At 64.4% G+C, this 19,201-nt stretch carries 19 protein-coding genes; 1 reads left to right on the forward strand and 18 read right to left on the reverse strand.

The features are described 5' to 3' along the window. Positions 1-25: 25 nt before the first annotated feature. The 6 genes from GNZ21_RS13970 to GNZ21_RS13995 all read right to left on the reverse strand — a co-directional run bounded on the left by GNZ21_RS13970 (position 26) and on the right by GNZ21_RS13995 (position 6,209). Positions 26-1,504, reverse strand: coding sequence for a TraC family protein (locus GNZ21_RS13970; RefSeq protein ID WP_157325389.1), 1,479 nt, complete (start codon positions 1,502-1,504; stop codon positions 26-28). Beyond that, positions 1,501-2,391: a hypothetical protein gene (locus GNZ21_RS13975; RefSeq protein ID WP_157325390.1), complete on the reverse strand. Its 891-nt coding sequence runs from the start codon at positions 2,389-2,391 to the stop codon at positions 1,501-1,503. Before GNZ21_RS13975 ends, GNZ21_RS13970 begins: the two co-directional genes overlap by 4 nt. Positions 2,392-2,441: 50 nt before the next feature. Next, positions 2,442-3,914 (reverse strand): PrgI family protein, encoded by a 1,473-nt coding sequence (locus GNZ21_RS13980; RefSeq protein ID WP_157325392.1) that lies wholly within the window; start codon positions 3,912-3,914, stop codon positions 2,442-2,444. 6 nt (positions 3,915-3,920) lie between these two features. Continuing rightward, positions 3,921-5,423, reverse strand: coding sequence for a conjugal transfer protein TrbL (locus GNZ21_RS13985; protein WP_229659500.1), 1,503 nt, complete (start codon positions 5,421-5,423; stop codon positions 3,921-3,923). Positions 5,424-5,457: 34 nt separating this feature from the next. Further along, positions 5,458-5,778, reverse strand: coding sequence for a DUF6112 family protein (locus GNZ21_RS13990; RefSeq protein WP_229659499.1), 321 nt, complete (start codon positions 5,776-5,778; stop codon positions 5,458-5,460). A gap of 164 nt (positions 5,779-5,942) precedes the next feature. Beyond that, complete coding sequence (locus tag GNZ21_RS13995) at positions 5,943-6,209, reverse strand: DUF6112 family protein (protein ID WP_157325394.1); 267 nt, start codon at positions 6,207-6,209, stop codon at positions 5,943-5,945. 296 nt (positions 6,210-6,505) lie between these two features. Here GNZ21_RS13995 and GNZ21_RS14000 point away from each other — a divergent pair, with 296 nt between their 5' ends. Then, a complete protein-coding gene (locus tag GNZ21_RS14000; RefSeq protein ID WP_157325396.1) occupies positions 6,506-7,336 on the forward strand; it encodes a hypothetical protein in 831 nt (276 codons plus the stop codon). Between the two features lie 213 nt (positions 7,337-7,549). On the opposite strand, the gene GNZ21_RS14005 is transcribed toward GNZ21_RS14000, so the two are convergent. The 12 genes from GNZ21_RS14005 to GNZ21_RS14055 all read right to left on the reverse strand — a co-directional run bounded on the left by GNZ21_RS14005 (position 7,550) and on the right by GNZ21_RS14055 (position 19,051). Continuing rightward, positions 7,550-9,208: a M23 family metallopeptidase gene (locus GNZ21_RS14005; protein WP_157325398.1), complete on the reverse strand. Its 1,659-nt coding sequence runs from the start codon at positions 9,206-9,208 to the stop codon at positions 7,550-7,552. Positions 9,209-9,234: 26 nt separating this feature from the next. Continuing rightward, on the reverse strand, positions 9,235-9,912 hold the full coding sequence (locus tag GNZ21_RS14010; protein ID WP_157325400.1) for a hypothetical protein: 678 nt from the start codon (positions 9,910-9,912) through the stop codon (positions 9,235-9,237). 30 nt (positions 9,913-9,942) lie between these two features. Beyond that, the gene (locus tag GNZ21_RS14015) at positions 9,943-11,019 is read right to left on the reverse strand and encodes a ParB N-terminal domain-containing protein (protein WP_157325402.1); all 1,077 of its coding nucleotides are present in this window, start codon (positions 11,017-11,019) and stop codon (positions 9,943-9,945) included. Continuing rightward, a complete protein-coding gene (locus GNZ21_RS14020) occupies positions 11,016-11,906 on the reverse strand; it encodes a hypothetical protein (protein WP_157325403.1) in 891 nt (296 codons plus the stop codon). Before GNZ21_RS14020 ends, GNZ21_RS14015 begins: the two co-directional genes overlap by 4 nt. Positions 11,907-11,983: 77 nt before the next feature. Continuing rightward, a complete protein-coding gene (locus GNZ21_RS14025; protein WP_157325404.1) occupies positions 11,984-12,376 on the reverse strand; it encodes a hypothetical protein in 393 nt (130 codons plus the stop codon). A gap of 152 nt (positions 12,377-12,528) precedes the next feature. After that, complete coding sequence (locus GNZ21_RS14030; RefSeq protein WP_157325437.1) at positions 12,529-13,341, reverse strand: DUF2637 domain-containing protein; 813 nt, start codon at positions 13,339-13,341, stop codon at positions 12,529-12,531. A gap of 5 nt (positions 13,342-13,346) precedes the next feature. Further along, on the reverse strand, positions 13,347-14,261 hold the full coding sequence (locus GNZ21_RS14035) for a bifunctional DNA primase/polymerase (protein WP_414477749.1): 915 nt from the start codon (positions 14,259-14,261) through the stop codon (positions 13,347-13,349). A gap of 329 nt (positions 14,262-14,590) precedes the next feature. Continuing rightward, positions 14,591-15,478, reverse strand: coding sequence for an AraC family transcriptional regulator (locus GNZ21_RS14040; RefSeq protein ID WP_188503673.1), 888 nt, complete (start codon positions 15,476-15,478; stop codon positions 14,591-14,593). Between the two features lie 246 nt (positions 15,479-15,724). After that, positions 15,725-15,856 (reverse strand): hypothetical protein, encoded by a 132-nt coding sequence (locus GNZ21_RS16110; RefSeq protein ID WP_268234837.1) that lies wholly within the window; start codon positions 15,854-15,856, stop codon positions 15,725-15,727. Between the two features lie 20 nt (positions 15,857-15,876). Then, positions 15,877-16,197 carry a metal-sensitive transcriptional regulator gene (locus GNZ21_RS14045; protein WP_157325410.1) on the reverse strand — a complete coding sequence of 107 codons (321 nt, stop codon included), beginning with the start codon at positions 16,195-16,197 and terminating at the stop codon, positions 15,877-15,879. A gap of 14 nt (positions 16,198-16,211) precedes the next feature. Then, entirely contained in the window at positions 16,212-18,410 is a 2,199-nt protein-coding gene (locus GNZ21_RS14050) for a heavy metal translocating P-type ATPase (protein WP_157325412.1), read from the reverse strand. Between the two features lie 53 nt (positions 18,411-18,463). Beyond that, positions 18,464-19,051 (reverse strand): YdhK family protein, encoded by a 588-nt coding sequence (locus GNZ21_RS14055; protein ID WP_157325414.1) that lies wholly within the window; start codon positions 19,049-19,051, stop codon positions 18,464-18,466. Positions 19,052-19,201 lie beyond the last annotated feature (150 nt).

Raw genomic sequence — 19,201 nt, forward strand, 5'->3', positions numbered from 1 at the left:
GTGACCCGCATCTTCTCGCGAACTTCTAGGTTTTGCCGAGGTAGCGGGCATCGGTCCGGAAGAGTTCCAGCTCCTTGGCGTGTAGTTGCTGTTGGACGACGAAGCTGCGTTCCTTGATCTTCCATAGCCCTTGACCTACGCCGAGGGTCGGTAGCAGTTTGCGTTCGGTTCTGGTCAATCCCAAGGTCGAGGCGGTTACCCCGAGTTGGTCGGATTCCTGCCGGTAGATCACTCGGGTCTCGGCATTGGCTAACAGGGAGTTCGCTAGGGCGCGCATGGCTGAGCCGCTATCACCGACGTTTTCCAGGTCGGTCAACTTATGGAAGATCAGGACATTGGCGATCCCGTAGTGGCGGGCCAGTCGCCAGTGAGCGTCCATGCGCCGTAGTAGGGCGGGTTGATTCATCAGCCGCCAGGCCTCGTCGTAGATCACCCACCGTTGTCCGCCGGTGGGGTCCAGCAGTGCTGATTCCATCCAGGCTGAGGAACAGGTCATCAGCACGGAGATCAGAGTGCTGTTCTCGGTGACCCGGGAGAGATCCAGGGAGATCATCGGCAAGGTGGGGTCGAAGGTGACCGTGGAGGGCCCATCGAAGAGTCCAGCGAGATCGCCGCGAATCAAGCGCCGCAGTCCGTGGCCGAGCACGCGCCCGTCCTCAGCTAAGCGCCCATCCGGGTCCTCGGAAGGGGAGAGGATATGGTCGACGACCATCGGCAGGATCGGCGTGGAGTTCTCGCGCACCGCCTCAGCCAGAGCAGTATCGATAGCCGTGTGTTCCAGTGGGGTCAGTGCACGGGCGAGGACGACTTCGGCCAGAGCGCCGATGAGATCCCGACGACGGGAGGACACGGTGGTCTTCCATTCCTCATCGCTCATCCCGGCAGGCCGGTAACCCTCATCCAGCGGGTTCAGCCGCGTGCTGAGCCCATGGCCCAGGGTGATGGCTTTGCCGCCGAGGGCTTGCGCGACGGCGGTGTGTTCCCCTTTCGGGTCTCCGGGGACGTAGACGCGTCGGCCAAACGGTAAGCTGCGGGTGTAGAGGCTCTTGGCCAGTGATGACTTGCCCGATCCGACGATCCCGGCAAGGACTAGGTTGGGGGCGGTGATCAGGCCCTGGGAGTAGAGCACCCAGGGGTCATAGACGAAACTTCCCCCGGAGTAGAGGTCCTGGCCGATGAAGACCCCGTTGCTGCCCAGCCCTCCCTCGGCCAGGAAGGGGTAGGCTCCGGCCAGGGTCGCGCTGGTGTCCTGGTGGCGGGGAAGCCGGAACCGGCCCGGGGTGCGCAGCATGGCCGGACCCGGTTCACCGGCGGAGGGCAGGTAGTGGGTATTGCGCCGCTCGGCCCGGGCGGCCTCCGCCTCAGCTTGGGCTTCGGCTTTGCGGGTACGCCGCTGTTCGGCCAGGACCTCCGCGGCGGCGTGACGGCGCCGTTGACGTGCCCGGCGACGCTCTTTCGCCGGAGTCACCAGCACCGAGGTGTGCAGACGCTCGGTATCACTCATAGGGACACCCCGCGCTGCTGGGTGTCGGTGGTGCCACGGTGGGTGAACCAGGTGTTTTCCTGCGGTGCCCGGCCGGCGCGTTCACCAACCTCGGTAGCAGGCCCCACGGCTGCACTTGGGGCGGGAGCTGGTGCTGTGCTTTTGTTCAGCAATGTCGGGTCCGGGGTGGGCCCTCGGTTCCCGGTGGCCCGGTGTGTGGGGACCAGCCCGTTGGACGGGGGGTCGGGGAGCTGATCGGCGGGGTGGATCGTGTGATGCCGGTAGAGGCCGACGTGGCCCAGGGCGTGGTTGTGGACCATTCGGTATTCGCCCAGATCGGTTTCCTGATCCAGTGACCCTGCCGGTGGATGGTCGTAGACGTGACCGTCTTCCATGGCCACATCGGTGGTCTCTGTTCCGTAGTCGAAGCCTGATAGATGCTCGATCGCGGCATCCGGGCCATCGGTGTCGATGACATCGAGGACGTCGTCGGCCTCGGAGCCTTGCAGGAAGACCACGCTGAGCCACCGTTGGGCAGGCTCGGCTTCGACGGTGACCGGGGGAGGGGCCCAGGCGATGCGGCCACTGTGACCGGTGGCGGCATCGAGGTGGGTTTCTGCTTCATCGAGCAGTCCGGAGGCCTTGTGTAGTTCTGCTGCTGCGGCTTGGGCAGCATGGGCTCCCAGCAGGGTGTTGCCCTCGTCGTCGCGGGCTCGCCCCAGGTTGCTGGTGTGGGCGGTAGCGACTTGGTTGAGCACCTGGCTGAGACGCCGAGTGGTGGCCAACAGTTCTCCCATGACGGGGTAGGTATCCGCGGGGGTCTCGAAGCTGCCGGTGGAATGGGCGAGGCCGCGCAGGGCTTCGCTGGCTTCGGCGGCGTCGGTGAGGGGGTCGTTGAATGTCGGCATGGGTCTCACTCACATAGGGGCTTGGGTACAGGGAAGGTCCGAGGCCGGTGTCAGACTTTCCGGCACAGGGGTAGGGCGGCGGCGGTGAAGGCGGTGGCCTGTTGACCGACCAGGCGGCGGGTTTCGCAGCTGGATTGGATGGCGGCCTGTTCGAGGGAGGCCACAGCGGTATCGAGCTCCTCCAGTGAGGGGGCCGAGACCGAGATCAGCCCGGTGTAGCGCAGCACGCCGTGACCGGCGGTCAGATCGGCTTCCTGTTGGAGCACGTCGTCGAATTCAGCCGTGTGTGAGGCGTCTTCGATCTGCCCGATGCGTTGGCGCTGTGCCCGGTCGCTGATGTGCTCGGTCTTCTTTTTCCGGATATCCCGGGCGGCCTGATCGGTGCGCAGCGGGGTACAGATCAGGGAGAAGGACCGTTCGATGCCCGTGGTCAATAGCAGTGGGGAGAGGAACCCGGCATAGACCTGGGAGCGGGGCCATTCCGAGACCCAGAGCACGGCGTGATAGGCCGAATCGCTGCGCAGGTGGGTCCAGGACTCATTGACTGCGACCGGCCCGGCGGTGGCCAGCTCTTGACCCAACGATCCGTGGCGTTCTAAGGCCGCGGCGATGGCCGGGTCATAGGCGGCCCGCAGAATCACGGCGATCTGCCCCGGTGTCAACCACGGGGAGGGGGACAGGTCAGCTGAGCGCAGGGCAGCGGTCAACGCTCCCATCTCTTGGCGCAGGATCGCTGCCGCCCCGCGCAGCCCGCCCCCGGCGGTGTGGATCTGTCGATGGCAGGCCCGCATATCCAGGCTGAGACTGATCGTGGTTGAATGCCGCTCTCCGGCGGGCCCGGCCCGTTCGATGAGCTCGGCATAGGTCTGTGAGGCCCAGGAGTCATCCTGGTGGCCGTGTTCGGCGAACCACTCGGCCAGCCCCGACCCGGATTCCGGCAGCGTGCGTTCCTGGACCTGGATGGTCGCGATCCGCCCGGATCGGCAGGTGGTGGCCAGCACCCGGCCCCAGGCTTGGGTGCGGCGGTCTTGTTCGGCCGGGTCCAGCAGCACGAAGGCCGGGTGTTCGAGACCGATGATCGCGGTCAGCGTCTGGTCTTTGGGGTCGTGGATCATTCCCGCCCCGGTCTCGGGGTCGGTGTATTCGCGTAGCCGTGCCGCGTCCCCGGGCAGGGCCAGGGTGCCAGCGGGCCGGGGTGTGACGATCCTGCGCCGGTAGAGCAGCTGAGCACCGGTGGCCCGCCAAAGCCACCTGGTGGTCACCGGCACCCATTCCACAGCCACACGCCCAGCCACCGGTATCCAGGCCAGGGCGGCGGAGGCCAGCCAGATCGGGGCGGTGTAGGCGATCAGCAGCCCGCCGCCTGCGTAGAAGGCACCGACCAGGCTGACCACCCCGATGGCCAGCACGATCAACTGGGACAAGGACAGCCCCAACAGCACGCCCCTGCGGGAGAGGCGGGAGAACTTCACCAGCGCCAACTCCGACGAGGCGTTTGCGGTGTCCTGAGATGAGTCACCCATTCCCGGTCACTCCTTTCCCTTGATCGGATCGACATCGGCCCGAGGGTTCTGTCCCGATCGCGGCGGGGGTGAATCCTTCGCCCGCTTCTTCGGGTTCTGCCTGCTCTGCGAGGGGTCCTCCGAGGCCGGGGAAGCCCCCGACTGGGGCGGCTGTGACGACGAGCTCGGTGACTGGGTGGGGGAGTCCGGTGAGCCCTGCGAGCGCGGAGACCCTGGTTTCTCCGAAGAGCCCGGGGAGGAAGCAGTGTCGTTCTGGTCGGCGGCCCCGGCGTGTGTCTCGGCTTCACTGCCGAGGTTCTTGCCTGCCTGGGGTCCGGCTTTACCGGCGTCGTTGAGGACTTTTCCGCCGATGACCACACCGGCGGCCACAGGTCCTGCAGCACCACTGCCAGCAGCCGCGCTCCCGCCGCCACCGCCGGCGCTACTGCTAGCGGTGGCGCCCGGGCCACCCGAGGCAGGAGGACCACCGGAGGTCTTGCTGGCCCCTTGACTGCCGGGTTTGGCCCCCGAGCCCTCTTTGCCACCGAAGATCTTCTGCGGGCCCTGCCCAGATCCCGACCCTTGGGAGCCGCCGCCCTTGCCAGGGGTCGGGACTGGGCGGTTCATCGCGCTCTTGGATTCCTGCTCCGCGCCCATGGTGTTGTAGAGGTCAAAGCCGATGAAGGAGATAAACCGATAGACCATATAGGGGGCGAAGGCGGCGATTCCCATCAGCACGATCCCGGTGATCGGTTCGGTCACCGCTTGCAGATCGGCCTCAATCGGGGTGGCCATCTGGGTGATCGCGATCAGGAAGACGATCACCAGGACCAGCTTGCTCACGGCCAGGGCAATGACGAAGGCCACCCATTTGCCGATCCAACCGCGGGTGGCATCCCAGGCGGCCCCAGAAAACGCCAACGGTGCCAACACGATCGCCACCAGCAACAGGGCTTTGCGGATCAGCAGGGAGAACCAGACGATGGCGATGGCGGCGATCATCAAACCTGCCAGGAAAATTGTGATAATCGCGCCGACACCGGGGGCTGCAATATTGATCGTGGTCAGCCCGGCAGTCAGTAAGACGATCTTGTCGCCCATGGACTCCGTGGTCTCTCCGGCAGCCTGGATGACCCCGACGCTGAGCTGATCGACGATCTCGAGCAGCAAGGCGGTCAGAGTGATCACCAAAAACGAGCCGAGCACGGATTTCGCCGCCCCGAGTGCCGCCCTTGCGAGGGCGTTGGGGTCGCGTTTGATCAGCCCGGTGATCAGCTGCAGGCAGAAGAAGATCAGCACGACCATCACCGCGATGCCGAAGACCAGGTTGTAGACCGCCAGATAGCCCTCGTTGGTGACATCGACCAGAGTGGTGGAGTCAAAGACAGTCCACATGGTCTCCATCAGCCACCCGGCGGCCTCACCCATGGCTGAGGCCAGCCAGTCAAAGGGCGCAGAGACCAAGGTGGCCGCACCCTCGCCGACGGCATCACAGACTTCAGAGATGACAGGGACGTCGCATACGCTCATGGCTCGACCTCGGCTTTCACCACGCGGGTCCAGGTCATACCTGCTGGCCGACGTCCCAGAAGAAGTTGATCAGGGTCACTGAGGCACCACAGATCACCGCGGCACCACAGGAGATGAGCACCCCGATCTTGCCGCGACCTGCCAGGTGCGGATTCGAAGAATTGGAGCCGAAACCCCAGACGATCGCGCTGATGATCAAAGCCAGCACCGAAAGGATCAGACCGATGGTCATCACCGCCCCGACAATGGTGCGCAGCTGAGCGATACCGGGTAGCCCATCGTCGTTGGGGCTGATGTCGATATTGGCCGTCACCGACTCGGTGATGGCCAGCAGAAGGGGAAAGAACTCGAACACGTGTGCACTCCTGTTCACGCGGCCCGCACAGGGGCGGTAGTCGATGCGTTGACTGGGTCACCAATCAGGTGTTCGCCTCCTTTCACCACCGCCCATCCGTGCCGCGGGCACGCAGAAGAGCCGCCTCACCCGGTGGTGAGACGGCTGGCGTCACAAGATGCGGTTTAGAGCTGTTCGCCGAGGTCGATGAGCCAGGAGATCCAGGCCACCCCGGCACCGGCCAAAGCCGCTGCCCCGAGGCTGACCCAGACCCCGATGCGTCCCTTCGTCGCGGCACTGGGATTGCTATTGGACGAGGCGATCGCCCAGATGATGGCCGAGACAATGATCATCAACACAGCCAGGATCAGCACGACCGTCAGCAGGGCACCGACGACCTCTTTGATGTCGTCGATACCGCCAACACCATCGAAGTCAGGGAAAACGGTCATCAACACCTCAGTCACCGAAGCACGGCAGGCGAAAGCGAAAGCTCCATACCCTCCAGGTACGCCGACGTGCCCATCGCATGAACGAGCAGACGGGCATCAGGCAGTGATGCCAGACCCTCATGACTAGCCGCGGGCAAAGCCCCCGCGTGTGGGTGGCCGAATGAAGCAGCACTAGGGGATTGGGCCGCGTTGCCTCACGGCTAGAAGAGACCGCCGTGGTGATTCACAGTTCGGCGGTCATCGGCGACATGCCCCTGTGCAGTGAGACGATGGTCATATGAGATAAGGAGGCGATTATGGACCACGGACACAGCGTCACCTGCGCTGACGCGGTACGCACCACACCGGAGCAGTGCGATTGCACATGCGAGGGCAGTTTTCACGGTGGCCCGCACACCGAGAGAGCCCGTGCCTTGGTCTGGAAGGAAGAAAAGCGCAAGACCTATTCCGGATGGCGGGTCACCGCGGCAAAAAGGGCCGCCCGTGAGGCCATTGCCGCTGCCGCCCACAGTCCAGACCCTGACGCAGACTCTCTTCTAGGATCTCTGTGCACTGATTACGCTGTCACCCATGCCATAGACGTTCTCGTTCTCACCGGTAGCACTGCAGACCATGAGCGCGCACACGCGGTGCTCACAGCCCTGATCGGCCCCTTCGTGGAGACAATTGTCGCTGAAGACTTGAGCGAGCCCGATGAGGAACAGCTCAAGGCCGCTGTTAGCGAGCTACACCTCCTGTGCAGTATTTGTGCATCCGTACTAGAACTGGTCGCCGAATCGAAAAAGCGAGCAAGCGAGACCGCAAGAGCGACCGCAGAGGCAGTAGTCTCAGCTCTCGGGGCTGATAACGTGCTGTCGGCCGTCGTCGAGGGTGCCCTGAGGAAAGCACTGACTGCCTCGTTCAATGCCGCCATTGATCTCATCGCCGACCCCGCCAAACTCAAGATGCTCCAGCTCGTCGGGTTGGTCACCTGCCCCGATGTCTCCAAACACCCCGATGTTGAGACGTACTGTGTCAATCCGCTCGTTGGTGAATGGGTGACCACGGCCATGCACGACTGGATCGACACGAAATTCCAGGACCACTCGCGCGTCTTCCAACGGACGGTTCCGCAGAAGCGTAGCTAACCCCAAGTATCCAGTGGCAGATATCCAGTGTCAGAAGGCACTTCGCCCATTGGCGGACCTCGCGCGGCACGTCATGTCCGACCTGTTTCGATCCATGTAGAAGGGTGTCCGTCACGCCCAGGTCTACACTGAGGGCAGAAGCAGTAGAGTTCTACTCAGCGATTGCTATAGTAGAACTAGTGAACAAGCGGATTACATTAGATGTAATAATTGCTAATTTTCGCTGACGGAAATGTGGAGATGGTCGTAGTGGCCGCCTGTGGGATCATCCGGGTCATGCATTCCACCGCCGTCGTAGTCGCGCCATCCTTCATCGTCGCGACCCAGCGCCCAGATTTTGCCGTCCCAGATCAGGTAGTCGACCCCTAGGGTCTCGGCGTGCTCCTGAAGCCAGTAGGTGACCTCCCATCCGGCTTCGCGCTGGGAGTCGGTGGGGTGCTGGCCAATCGGGTTGCCGAAGGTGACATCACAGGCCCGGCCTAGTGGGTGGTCGGATTCTTGCCCGGGGCGAGGGGAGTAGCAGGCCCAGGAGGTATCGGGGAACTCCTCGAGAGTCTGGTGATAGACGTGGAGCATACGCGCGGTGATCTGTCCCTCGCTGGTGGGGTCATCGACAATCTCAGTGGGGTCGCCGTTCTCGGTCTCAGGCTCACCGCCGGGGGAGTCGTCCTCGGTTTCACAGCCGTGGGCCTCGGGATCGCCGGCTTCTGCCTCGGGAAGGTCAGCGGCATCGTGGTCATTGAGCCACACTGCCGGGTCGGTGTGCTCGCCGTCTTCGCCTCCTTCGCGGACTTCGAAGTGCAGATGCGGACCGGTAGACATCCCGGAGCTGCCAACATCAGCGATGTGCTGGCCCGCGCTGACGGTGTCCCCGGCCTGGACGTGGATGCCCTCGGCCCAGGAATGCAGATAGGCGGTGGCGATCGTCTCGCCGTCGATGGTGTGCTCGATGATGACGCGCCCACCACCGGACTCGGTGTAGTCGGCAGTGGTGACCGTGCCATCAGCGGCAGCGAGGATCGGTGTGCCATCGGGGGCGGCGAAATCAGTACCGGCATGGAGCCGTTCTTCCTCGGTCACCGGGTGGGTCCGGGGCCCATACTCGCTGGTAAGCACCCACGTATCTTCAGGCAGCGGGAAGATCACGCGTGAGGACTCGACGACGGTGCCCACCGTGACCGCGTCGGCACTGTCGCCAGCCGCAGTGTTACCGGAGCCGGTCTCGGTCAGTGTCTCGAGGATGGTTTCGGCGACGGGTTCGTAGTTCCGGTAGCGCTCCGGGTGGGCCGAGACCTCCACGGCTTGGGCGGCCTCGCCGGGGTCCATGTCCTCCCACCCGGGGATATCCAACAAGCCCCTGGGTGATCCGCCATTGGGCCCCTCGGGGCCGCCATAGAATGCCTGGGCTTGGTAGTGCGGGTCCATGAGGTCCTCGACGCTTCCCCACCCGGTCTCTGGGCGCATCTGGAAGATCCCTAGGGAGTCGTGGTCGCTGCCGTCACCATCGTGGGGGTAGTCCTCGGATTCGGGGTAGGCCGAGGTGTTCGACAGCATCTTCAACGAGCTCTCGGTCATGCCTGCCATGAGCGCGACAATGATTCCCGGCTCCCCGACGCCGTCGATCTCGGAGCCGAACTCGATGATCGTCGCGGCATGGGTCAACTGCGTCTGATCCAAGGTCAGGGCTTCACCGTTGGCTGTCTCCACGCGGAGTTGATCGGGAACATCTGCCAGATCAATGCTGCCGTCACTGTTCGGGATGGTGCATTCGGCATTGGATGAGGGGGTGAGCAGAGCTCCGATACTGACTAGCCCCACCGCCGGTCCCAGCAGGATGAGGCAGAGACTGGCCGCGGCGAGTTTCTTCATCATGTGGCATGCCCCCTGTTCTTCGTGGCTTACCGCAGTGGGTTATCCAGTTCTGAAAGGCGCAAGAGGGCACAGTTACCGTCCTCGGGGCAGGTAAGAAAGAGCGTGAACGCGACCTCGTGTTTAGTGGTCACTGGCTCCTCATTCCACACACCGGTCCGGTGACGGGTGCCTTCGATGGTCACCGCGGTAGCCCCAGCCGGTAGCTGCCCGGACCGGGCCTGGTCGACGGCCTCGGCCCATGCCTGCGGGGTGTAGGAGTCCTCAATGCTGAGGCACTGGGTGGTGGAGTAGGTGCGCAAATCGATCCAGGCTTCCCTGGTGGGGAAGTAGGAGGACAGATCGGCGGCCAGCCCTGCTTGTTCGGTACCGGAGGGATCACCGACTTCCAGGATGGCCGCGGAGTAGTCCAGGGGCATCAGCCCGGTGGTGGTCTCCCAGGTGAAGATCCGCTCAGCCACCGCATGGGCGAAGGTCTGGGGATCAGAGGTAGTCGGGACCGGCGGGATCGTCGGCTCGAAGACGGGCTCGTTACTGGGGTCGGCCACCGTCGGGGCGGGGTCATCCGAATCGGAGGGCCGAGAGGCGCCCTCGGGGCCGGCCAGAAGCCCATAGACACCGATCCCGGCCACGGCCACTATCAGGGCCAGCGCTGCGATGAGTCCGATGAGCCTGCGTCGGGAACGGTCACTGAGAAAGCTCTTCATACCGGGGAGGTACGCGGCCGGGTTCCTGGCTCAGATGGCGTGCAGGTGCCGACCCGTCTCAGCCGGGCTCTCGCGTAGGGTGCGTAGCCGGTGGGCGAACGCGGCGGTGCCGTCAACGGTGGTCAGGAAGGACTCGAGTTGCTCATCGGTGAGTTCTGCGGCCAGTTCTTCCACGTCGTAGTGGACCCACCAGTCGATGAGCTCACCCCAGGTCATCAGGAAGGCCTTGACCGGGTATTTCTTCGGTGTCGCAGCCACAGTCTTCGGCGTGGACAGTGGTGCTTCGGTGTCGTCGCGCTCGGAGTGGGCCCGTGCCAGGGCGGCATCGGCGAGCGCTTGGAGGCTACTGGCCTCCTCCGGGCGGTCCTCGCGCAGGGCCTCGGCCTCTGCCCGGGCACTTGCGCGCTCGTCGGGAGGCAGGCTGGTATCGGTGCTGATGCGGTCGAGTTCGGCCAAGGAGAGTTCGGCCTGGGTGCGCTGGTGGGCGGCCTTGACTGAGCCACCGGCGTCAATGGCTTCGAGTTCGGCACGCGCCCGATCCCGAACCGAGTCGGGTTCTGTCGCATCGCCGGCCAGGCGTTCGAGGTCGCTGATGCGTTCCAGGGTGGTGTAGGAGGCCCGGCCGGTGACCATCTGGGCGGCTTGCTGTCGGGTCTCCCCGGGTGGCCCCGGTGACGGTCCCGCCACCGTGGCGGGACCGTCACTTCCGGGCTGTCGCTCGGAGCTGAACCAGGTCGCGGACTGCCTGCGGGTGGCGTCTTCGCCCATGATTCCTTTGAGTTCGCGGTAGAGAGCCGCTGCCTCACGCTGGCTTAGCGGCTTGTGCAGGGTGTTCTCGTCTTGTTCGGCCATGAGTTGACCCAGCCTGGTCGAGAGCCCGGAGCGGACCCAGACGCTGACCTTCCTCCACCCCAGCTTGCGGACCGCGGCCAGTCGGCGAGCACCGCAGACCAGAAATCCTTCCGGGGTGATCGTTGGTGGCTGGAGCAGTCCGTGATCCTCGATCGAGGTGGCCAGTGCATCGATATCGCCCAGGTCCTTACGGTGCCGGTGGCCGACCGTGATCGCCTCCACCTTCCTGTTCAACTCGATGTGTTCCTCGTTCATCGCCGCCTGCCTCCCGGTGAGGGCGCGGCCAACGAGATCGATAGAACCAGGTCATGATCCTCAAGCAGGTCCTCGCCTGACTCGTCGAGAACCAGCCGCAGCAGGATGCCGCGCCCGATACTGGTCGTGGCATATCCGGGATGCGGGTGGCCCAGCAGGGTGCGCAACAATGTCGTCCAGGAGGTCACCGGCAGATCGAGGAACGCCAGGGCGTAGGCGTCACGACGCAGTGACTCGAAGGCGGTCCTGCGATTACCGGCATGGGCCAAGGCTGCGGTGACGTAGTCGATGGAGGACCGGGCGGTATCGGCCGGCCACCCCAGAGCGGTGACCAGTTCTATCGCTTCCTCGACCGCAGCGGTGGCTGAGGTAGCCCTCCGGTGTGGATCCCGTGCCGGGTCCGGGGTGTTCTCGGACTCGTAGCTGTCGGTGACCCGCAGGGCCGGGTGATAATCGGTCAGGGGGTTCTCCCGGTCGCCGAAACGCTCAGGATCGTGGAAGGCAGCGATGTGGGCTCTGCGGGCTTGGTGCACCGAGCAGAGCAGACCCTGGCCGCGTTCTTCAGCGATACATGTGATCCTCACCGCGTGAGTGATCACGCCCCACGGGTCGCGGGCGGTGCGTGCGGCGCGGGTCCGCATCACATCGAAGGCCGCCGCTGCCGCCTCCCAGGGGTCCAGTGAGTGCTTCCGTGCCAAGGCCGCGTATTTCTCCGCGGCGAAGACCATCAGCTCAGTCGCCACGGGATCGTGGGTCCAGGCTCCCTCGCCGGATTTGTGCAAGCGGGTCAGCAGTGCACGCAGCCCATCGCTGGTCGTGAAATCCTCAGCCGCCTCCGCTCCCTGCTGGGGACGGTCATTGCTCGCTGGTGGGGTGTGAGTGGTCATGTCTGGGTTACCTCCTTGCCTACTAGGTGTGGAGGTCCTTTCATGGGAAGTCTTCGGGCTCATCGGGGATCACCGGACTAGCTCATTCCCACACTGGTGCGGGCTGGGGTCGGTGCCGTGTGGCCACCTCTGCCGAACGACGACAGGGGTGGAAGGTTCCGTGCTTTGGAGCCCACCGTGCGCATTCCCGCCCAGGCGGCGGAACGGCTCGTCTGCGACAGTGCTGCGGTGTAGTCGATCCCGCGCCCGGAGGCCGAAGCGCCAGCGCGAGTGAAAAACTCGGTCGGGCGCACCCATTCGATACCCGAGCCTCGGGGCACGGAGATGGCCTGCCGGAGCCGTTCACGACCGGACAGGGTCTTCTCATGCTCGACCGCATCAGGAGCACCCACCGCCTCAGGGGCGATGCCCATGCTGCGGGTCGCAGGGTCTGCATCGACACGGCCGGTCTCCACCTCCTGCGGGCTCACGGAACGAGCATCAAGGGAGGACCATGGAGATGGTTCCGAGGTGAGGTCCCGCGCTGCTGGGTCGGACAGAGACGGATCGCTGAGTACCTCCCATGGCTCAGGAGCAGGCGGTTCGAACTGTGGGCCTAGGGTCTGTGTACTGGGGTCGGTGGTCATGACGGGGTACCTTCCTGTGTATTGATGGGGACATGGTCATCTGGACCGGGGCGCACTGGGGCAGAGGGGCGGCTTGTCTGTGGGGTAGCGGCCTCTTGGTGGTCTTCTTCAGGTGTGCCTGACGGGGAATCCGGGAAACGCCGGGCGAGCCAGCGTCCGATCGTGGAGGGATGGACCCCGAGCTCGCGAGCAACAGCTGCGTTGGACCAGCCCCGATCACGCAGCTCAACCGCCCGGGCATACCCCTCTGGGCGCGACGTAGCCGCGGCCGGAGCTGGTTCTTCTTCCGTTTCAGTGAGCCCTACAAGGGTCTGCGGTGCCGCAGCGATCTCTTCTGCAGGGGACGACGAAGTCAGGTTGATGGGCGCGAGCCGTTCCGGGGTCACGAGAGGACTGGAGGGTGGAGGGTCGGTCGAGCGGATCAGCACGACCGTCAGATGCGTGGAGGCGAGCAACACCAACGGAGGCACGGCGGCGACCACAGCGGCCAGCACTGCCGGAACCGTCGCGTCGGCGGCGACGAAAGCGTGCAGGATATTCGCCACCACAGAGACCAGAGCACCGCAGATCAGCAGCGTCCAGGCATACCACGCACCGGTGAGCTGATCGAGTGCGAACACGGCAATGGTTGCCACCACGATCAGACCATCGACAAGCAGCGGCCACACCCACGCTCGTCCTTCTGGCACCCCAGAGCGTGCAGCCAGATCAGCCAAGGCCGTGAAGGACAGCCAGAACGCGCCCAACCCGATCAGCACCGTGCCTGTCCCTGCGATGACGACCGGCCACCTCCACCGCCCAGCGACCATGTCCATCACAACCCCCGAAACACAGGCGGTGAAGAGGGAGCTGGCTGGCGCTGCGCGTGGGAAAAGCCGCGGTTCACGTGCGTCTGTCCGGTGGTGCGGGATCGTGGGGCATGGACCGTGCGATAGGCCGAACTCACCGTGGAGGTGATCTCCTGCTCGTGCAACCCGGCATGACCTGCCGCCGAAGTCAGAACCTCCAGCGCATCAGAGGCGGGCATGCCGTTCTCCGCGAGCCTGCACGCAGCCCAGAACAGCCCAGCATTCCGTTCGCCTTCTTGCCGCCGCGCTACCCACGAGGCCAGACGCGAAGCATCGACAGACCGATCCACGGCCTCGGGCATCGACGCGGGTGAGGTAGGGGAGGGGCGGGGGTCAAGGAAGTCCCTCAGACCATCCGCGTCAAGAGTGCGGGTCTCCCCAGGATTCACAGCCTCGACCGTGTAGAACATCCGATCGGTACCGATCACCCGACTCGAGGGAGGAACAATGATGTAGCCACCATCACCGCGAAAATCCACCCCTGCCCGTGCCGCCTGCCACGACCGCTGCTCAACTCCTGATGTCGCAGGGAAATAGGCGTGCATCCCACCTGATGGCGAACGCGTCACCAGCTCCCACCCAGAGACCAACCCAGCATTCTCCGCCCGGGCAAACGACTCATAACCATCCACCATCGGGTGACGGTCCACATCGACCACCACCACACCGGAGGCAGCACCTGTGGGGATCCCAATATTGGCCTGCGGCATGGCCGCCCACCACCCCTCGACCTGCCACACATCCGTTGTCGCCCCATGAAACCCACGAGCAGTCAGTGGCTTCTTCCCATTGGCCGCGCACGGGAACACTGGGACGTCGCCCTCCACGATCGCTCGGGCTGCCTCAACGGGCGCAGAAGAGCCATCAACATGCACAAGCACAGAGGACAGGGCACCACGATCAGCCATCACAGGAGGCCTCGCACGGTCTGATCGAGGCCACTCAGGCTGGCCGCGTGGACCGGTCTGGTGTGGAACCGTATGCTCGTCATCGCCTAGCCTCCCTCCAGGAGCCACGAAACCTGTGGCATTTCTGATGAGGTGTGTACGATGCGCCGTAGGCTGGCAGACGCGGAGCGGTCAGGCCCGGTGACGACCGTCAGAACGGTGCATCGGACAAGGGACCCACCTGTTTATCTGCCCGGGGCGACGACTTCGAGAGCCTTACGGGAGAGACCAGAAGATTGCCCTCAACGATGCGACGATCGCCCTCACTTTTCGGCGATAAGTCGCCGGTAGTGCCGAGGGTTTACTCCCATCACACGGCGGAAGGACCGCGCCGCATGACTTCTATCTTTCCACCCCACTCTTCGCGCTATATCTTGAATGGGAAGCTGTGTGGTGCGTATCATGCGAGCCATTTCGTGGGCTCTTAGAGTGGTTTGGTGCGCAAGCGGCGTAGTGTTATATGATTCAACGAAAATCCGGTGTGCCTGTGATGGTGATAGGTGAACCTTGGACGCCAGATTCTTCAGCGTGAGGTATTGAGAGATGTCGTCTTCTACCGTTTCGCGCAGAATAAGAGCTTCATGCCTGAGGGGCCCGAAAGATGGCAAGGGCGATGTCTGTGGGTGTTCATCTGCTTGGTCAATGTGCTCTCCCTGAGAGGTATCGAGGAACGGGGAGAGCACATCAAGTACGGATGCCAAGTCGGCCTGCATTCGGAAAAAGCGCTGAGTGATCGCCCCTTCGAGGTCCATCTCCACCAGTCGATCAAGCCACGGAGCCATTAGGCCGATGCGGTCAGCACCGATATTCACTATGAGTGTCGGATCGGGGAAGCGAGAAGAAATTAGGTCCCAAGCATCATCTCGGTCGGAGAGAATTGCGGCATAGCGCCAGAAGGATTGATCGATTAGATAATTAATGTCCACATAGAGGGTCGTTGTAGTCGTTGACCCTTCGGGGTGGATCGTGAAAACTGTATTAGGGGCGAGAATGAGTGCATCTCCAGCCCGGATATTATATTCTCTCAAACCATTACTGATGATTGCTGTCCCATGACGGATGAAGCTGAACTGTACGCAATTGAAGATGCTAGGACCATGCGGACTCATGCGCGTTTCAGTTCGAGCTGCCAAAGGACTGTGAAGGCTCATTGCCCGAAGAGACTGGTGCTGTTCACTGGATTCTCGCCGGTGTCTACCGTGCTGGGGACGACGCCAACGATGTCGCCTCCAGGCTGTAGTTGCCCGTATCCGAAGAGCCTGAAGACCATCTTCCCCGCCTCTGCGGTGACGCCGGTGGCCGTTGACCGAGTGCATAGTCCCGCACGGTCAGGGGTATACCGCTGTGTCCGGACAGCTGGGTTGCAGACAGCGTGGCCGTCATGCGGGTCTCAGTGTTTATGACCCGCCGGGGCGGTGCCCTAGGCGGATGGTGAAGGCCCAGTGGATGGCTTGGCAGCAGCGCTGGGCGGTGAAGTCGATGTGACCTGTCTTGCTCAGTATCTGGAGCCCGCGGGTGAGGATGTTCATTGTGTTCCCGTCCTGTCCTTCTAGGAGCGCACGAGTCGTGCGATGGCGGCGGAGGCTTCTTTGATTTTTGCTTCGGCCTCGTGGGTGTCGCCGTCGTTGATGGCTCGGCTGACGCAGTGGTTGAGGTGGTCATCAACGAGTCCGAGGGCGACCTTGTTCAGCGCGGAGGTGATGGCGCTGATTTGGGTGAGGATGTCGATGCAGTAGGTATCCTCGTCGATCATGCGATGGATGCCGCGTGCTTGGCCCTCGATGCGCCGTAACCGGGTGAGGTAGCGGTCTTTGTCGCTGATGTAGCCGTGACTGGTAGTATCCGCGGGTCTGGGGGCGGTGGTGGCCATGGCAGGTTCTCTCCTTATGTGCGTTCGAGGATGCGCTCGGTGCTGGCTTGGGGGGTCAGGTCGAGTCGGCGCAGCAGCTGGGCGTTGAGCGCGACGACCACGGTGGAGACCGACATGAGGATCGCGCCGATGCTCATGGGCAGCACGAAACCGATCGGGGCCAGCACACCGGCTGCCAGCGGTACGGCGGCGAGGTTGTAGCCGGCGGCCCACCACAGGTTCTGCTTCATCTTCCGGTATGAGGCGCGGGAGAGTTCGAACACCGAGAGCACCGAGCGCGGATCGGACGAGGCGAGGATGACCCCGGCCGAGCCGATGGCCACATCAGTACCGGCGCCGATGGCGATGCCGACGTCGGCCTGGGCCAGGGCGGGGGCGTCGTTGACGCCGTCACCGACCATGGCGACTCTGCGGCCTTCATCCTGGAGTTCGGCCACCTTGGCGGCCTTGTCCTCCGGTCGGACACCGGCGAAGACCCGGTCGATGCCGAGGTCCTTCGCGACGGTGTCGGCGACGGCTTGGGCGTCCCCGGTGATCATCACCACCTGCACACCGCGGGCGTGGAGGGCGTCGACGGCGTCGCGGGATTCGGGCCGGATCTCATCGGCGAGCCTGAGTGCTCCGATGACCTCGCCGTCGGCGATCACGTGCAGGATGATCGCTCCTTCCTCGCGCCACTGATCGGCCACCGGCAGCTCGCCGGCGGAGTGCTGCTGGAGCAAGTAAGGCCCTCCGACCTCGATGACCGCGGCCTCGACGGTGGCCTTGACCCCGACAGCAGGGGAGGAGGAGAAGTCCGAGGCCCTGGGCACGTGGAGGCCCCTGGTGCCGGCGGCTCCGGTGATGGCGCGGGCCAGGGGGTGCTCACTGTCGGATTCGGCGGCTGCGGCCAGGGCCAGCACCTCGTCCTCACTGCGACCGCTGACGGTTTCGACGCCGGTGACGGTGGGCTCGCCCTTGGTCAGGGTGCCGGTCTTGTCGAAGAGCACTGAGTCGACGGTGCGCATGGACTCCAGGGCCAGCCGGTCCTTGACCAGCACCCCGCCGCGGGCGGCGCGTTCGGTCGCGATGGAGACCACCAGCGGGATCGCCAGTCCCAGCGCATGGGGGCAGGCGATGACCAGAACGGTGATGGTGCGCACCACCGCGGCATCCGGCACACCTAGCAGGGTCCAGGTGATCGCGGTGATCGCGGCGGCGCCCAGGGCGAACCAGAACAACAGCGCCGCCGCGGTGTCGGCGATCCGCTGCGCCCGCGAGGATGAGGCCTGTGCATCGGCGACCAGCTTCTGAATCCCGGCCAGAGCGGTGTCATCACCGGTCGCGGTCACCTCCACCCGCAGCCCAGAGTCAGTGGCCACCGTCCCGGCGACCACCTGTTCGCCGATCTCGCGGCGAACCGTCTTGGACTCACCGGTCACCATCGACTCATCCATCGACGCCGAGCCATCGACGATCTTCCCATCGGCGGGCACCGAGGCGCCTGGACGGAGAATGACGACGTCTCCGACGACGAGGTCAGCCGGAGCGACCGTGACGACTTCCCCGGCATCGTCGAGTTTTTCGGCTTCATCGGGCAGCAGGGCGGCCAGGGAGTCCAGTGCGGAGGTGGTGCGGGCCAGGGAGCGCATCTCGATCCAGTGGCCCAGCAGCATGATCACCACGAGCAGGGCCATCTCCCACCAGAAGTTCAGCTCATGCTCAAGAATCCGCAGGCTGGCTCCCCACGAGGCGATGAAGGCCACAGTGATCGCCAGACCGATCAACAGCATCATCCCCGGCTTGCGTGAACGAAGCTCAGAGACTCCGCCGGTCAGGAACGGCGAGCCGCCCCAGACGTAGATGATGGTGCCCAGAAGCGGGGAGACCCACCAGACCCATTCAGCCTCGGGCAGGTGGTAGCCCACCAAGTGGGCGAACATCTCGTTGAACCCGACCACCGGGATCGCCAGGGCGAGCATGATCCAGAACAGGCGGCGGAACTGGCCCACGTGATCACCGTGACCGCCATGACCCCCATGTCCGCCGTGGTGGTCATGACCACCATGACCGGTGTGGCTTTCGTGGCCGGCATGGTCATCGTGCCCGTGGTGGCTCTGGTGGTCGTGGTGACCGCCGTGCTCGTCGTGGTGATGATGCTCCGGTCGGTCCTCATGCGTGGTGTGCCCGCCGCTGTGAGCATGATGCCGGTGGGCATCGTGTGTGTTGTCCATGCCGGTTCCGTTCCTCCTGTTCTGGTTCGGACCTCGGCCCGTCATCGGGGCGATCAGCTGGTGGGTTCGATCTCGGATTCGACGACCCACTTGTGGTTGGTCATGGTCATGTCCTCGGCTTCGACGTCGACGACGTAGACGGTCTCCTCGGTCGAGGAGAAGATCGTGGCGGTCGCTCCGTCCATGCCTTCCATGTGTTCGGCGGCCAATGTGACCTCGGTGCCGTCCTCCAGGCGCTGGTCTCCGGCGTCTTCCAGCTCTTCGTGGACGACCCATTTGTGATCGGTCACCGGATCACCGCCGGTGGTGGGGGTGTAGTCGACCGAGTAGGTGAAGGTGTCGTAGGCGCCGACGATCGTCGCGGGGGCGCCGTCCATGCCGGGCATGTGATCGGCGGTCAGGGTGACCTCCTCGCCGTCTGCGTACTCGGGGGCGGCGGCCTCGGCCATGCCTTCGGGCACCGGCCCGCCGTCCTCCGGGTGGCCCATGTGCTCGTGGCCGTCCTCGGTGTCCTCGCCGTGGTCCTCGTGTTCGGCCGGCGCCTCGTCCGGTTCCGATTCTGCGTCGGAGGCGCAGCCGGTCAGGACGAGTGATGCGTTGAATGCCGCTGCCCCTGGGGGCTGCGCCAGTGCCTTGCTCATGTGCTTCTCCTTCGGTCTCACATCGCTCTGGACCCGTATGTCGCCTCTGGTCCGATGCGGGCCGCACTCGCGGTGGTCGGGAGGAGCGGGTTCCGCGCCTGCCGGGACGTGTGCTCGGGCAGGCGCGGAACCCTAGGTGTGGGTTTTCTA

The sequence above is a fragment of the Nesterenkonia alkaliphila genome, from assembly GCF_009758175.1.
GTDB lineage: Bacteria > Actinomycetota > Actinomycetes > Actinomycetales > Micrococcaceae > Nesterenkonia > Nesterenkonia alkaliphila.

Excerpts from the sequence above, each read along its gene's own strand:
- GNZ21_RS13970 (WP_157325389.1), bottom strand. The coding sequence starts at position 1,504 with ATGAGTGATACCGAGCGTCTGCACACCTCGGTGCTGGTGACTCCGGCG.
- GNZ21_RS13975 (WP_157325390.1), bottom strand. The coding sequence starts at position 2,391 with ATGCCGACATTCAACGACCCCCTCACCGACGCCGCCGAAGCCAGCGAA.
- GNZ21_RS13980 (WP_157325392.1), bottom strand. The coding sequence starts at position 3,914 with ATGGGTGACTCATCTCAGGACACCGCAAACGCCTCGTCGGAGTTGGCG.
- GNZ21_RS13985 (WP_229659500.1), bottom strand. The coding sequence starts at position 5,423 with ATGAGCGTATGCGACGTCCCTGTCATCTCTGAAGTCTGTGATGCCGTC.
- GNZ21_RS13995 (WP_157325394.1), bottom strand. The coding sequence starts at position 6,209 with ATGACCGTTTTCCCTGACTTCGATGGTGTTGGCGGTATCGACGACATC.
- GNZ21_RS14000 (WP_157325396.1), top strand. The coding sequence starts at position 6,506 with ATGGACCACGGACACAGCGTCACCTGCGCTGACGCGGTACGCACCACA.
- GNZ21_RS14005 (WP_157325398.1), bottom strand. The coding sequence starts at position 9,208 with ATGATGAAGAAACTCGCCGCGGCCAGTCTCTGCCTCATCCTGCTGGGA.
- GNZ21_RS14010 (WP_157325400.1), bottom strand. The coding sequence starts at position 9,912 with ATGAAGAGCTTTCTCAGTGACCGTTCCCGACGCAGGCTCATCGGACTC.
- GNZ21_RS14015 (WP_157325402.1), bottom strand. The coding sequence starts at position 11,019 with ATGAACGAGGAACACATCGAGTTGAACAGGAAGGTGGAGGCGATCACG.
- GNZ21_RS14020 (WP_157325403.1), bottom strand. The coding sequence starts at position 11,906 with ATGACCACTCACACCCCACCAGCGAGCAATGACCGTCCCCAGCAGGGA.
- GNZ21_RS14030 (WP_157325437.1), bottom strand. The coding sequence starts at position 13,341 with ATGGTCGCTGGGCGGTGGAGGTGGCCGGTCGTCATCGCAGGGACAGGC.
- GNZ21_RS14040 (WP_188503673.1), bottom strand. The coding sequence starts at position 15,478 with ATGAGCCTTCACAGTCCTTTGGCAGCTCGAACTGAAACGCGCATGAGT.
- GNZ21_RS16110 (WP_268234837.1), bottom strand. The coding sequence starts at position 15,856 with ATGAACATCCTCACCCGCGGGCTCCAGATACTGAGCAAGACAGGTCAC.
- GNZ21_RS14045 (WP_157325410.1), bottom strand. The coding sequence starts at position 16,197 with ATGGCCACCACCGCCCCCAGACCCGCGGATACTACCAGTCACGGCTAC.
- GNZ21_RS14050 (WP_157325412.1), bottom strand. The coding sequence starts at position 18,410 with ATGGACAACACACACGATGCCCACCGGCATCATGCTCACAGCGGCGGG.
- GNZ21_RS14055 (WP_157325414.1), bottom strand. The coding sequence starts at position 19,051 with ATGAGCAAGGCACTGGCGCAGCCCCCAGGGGCAGCGGCATTCAACGCA.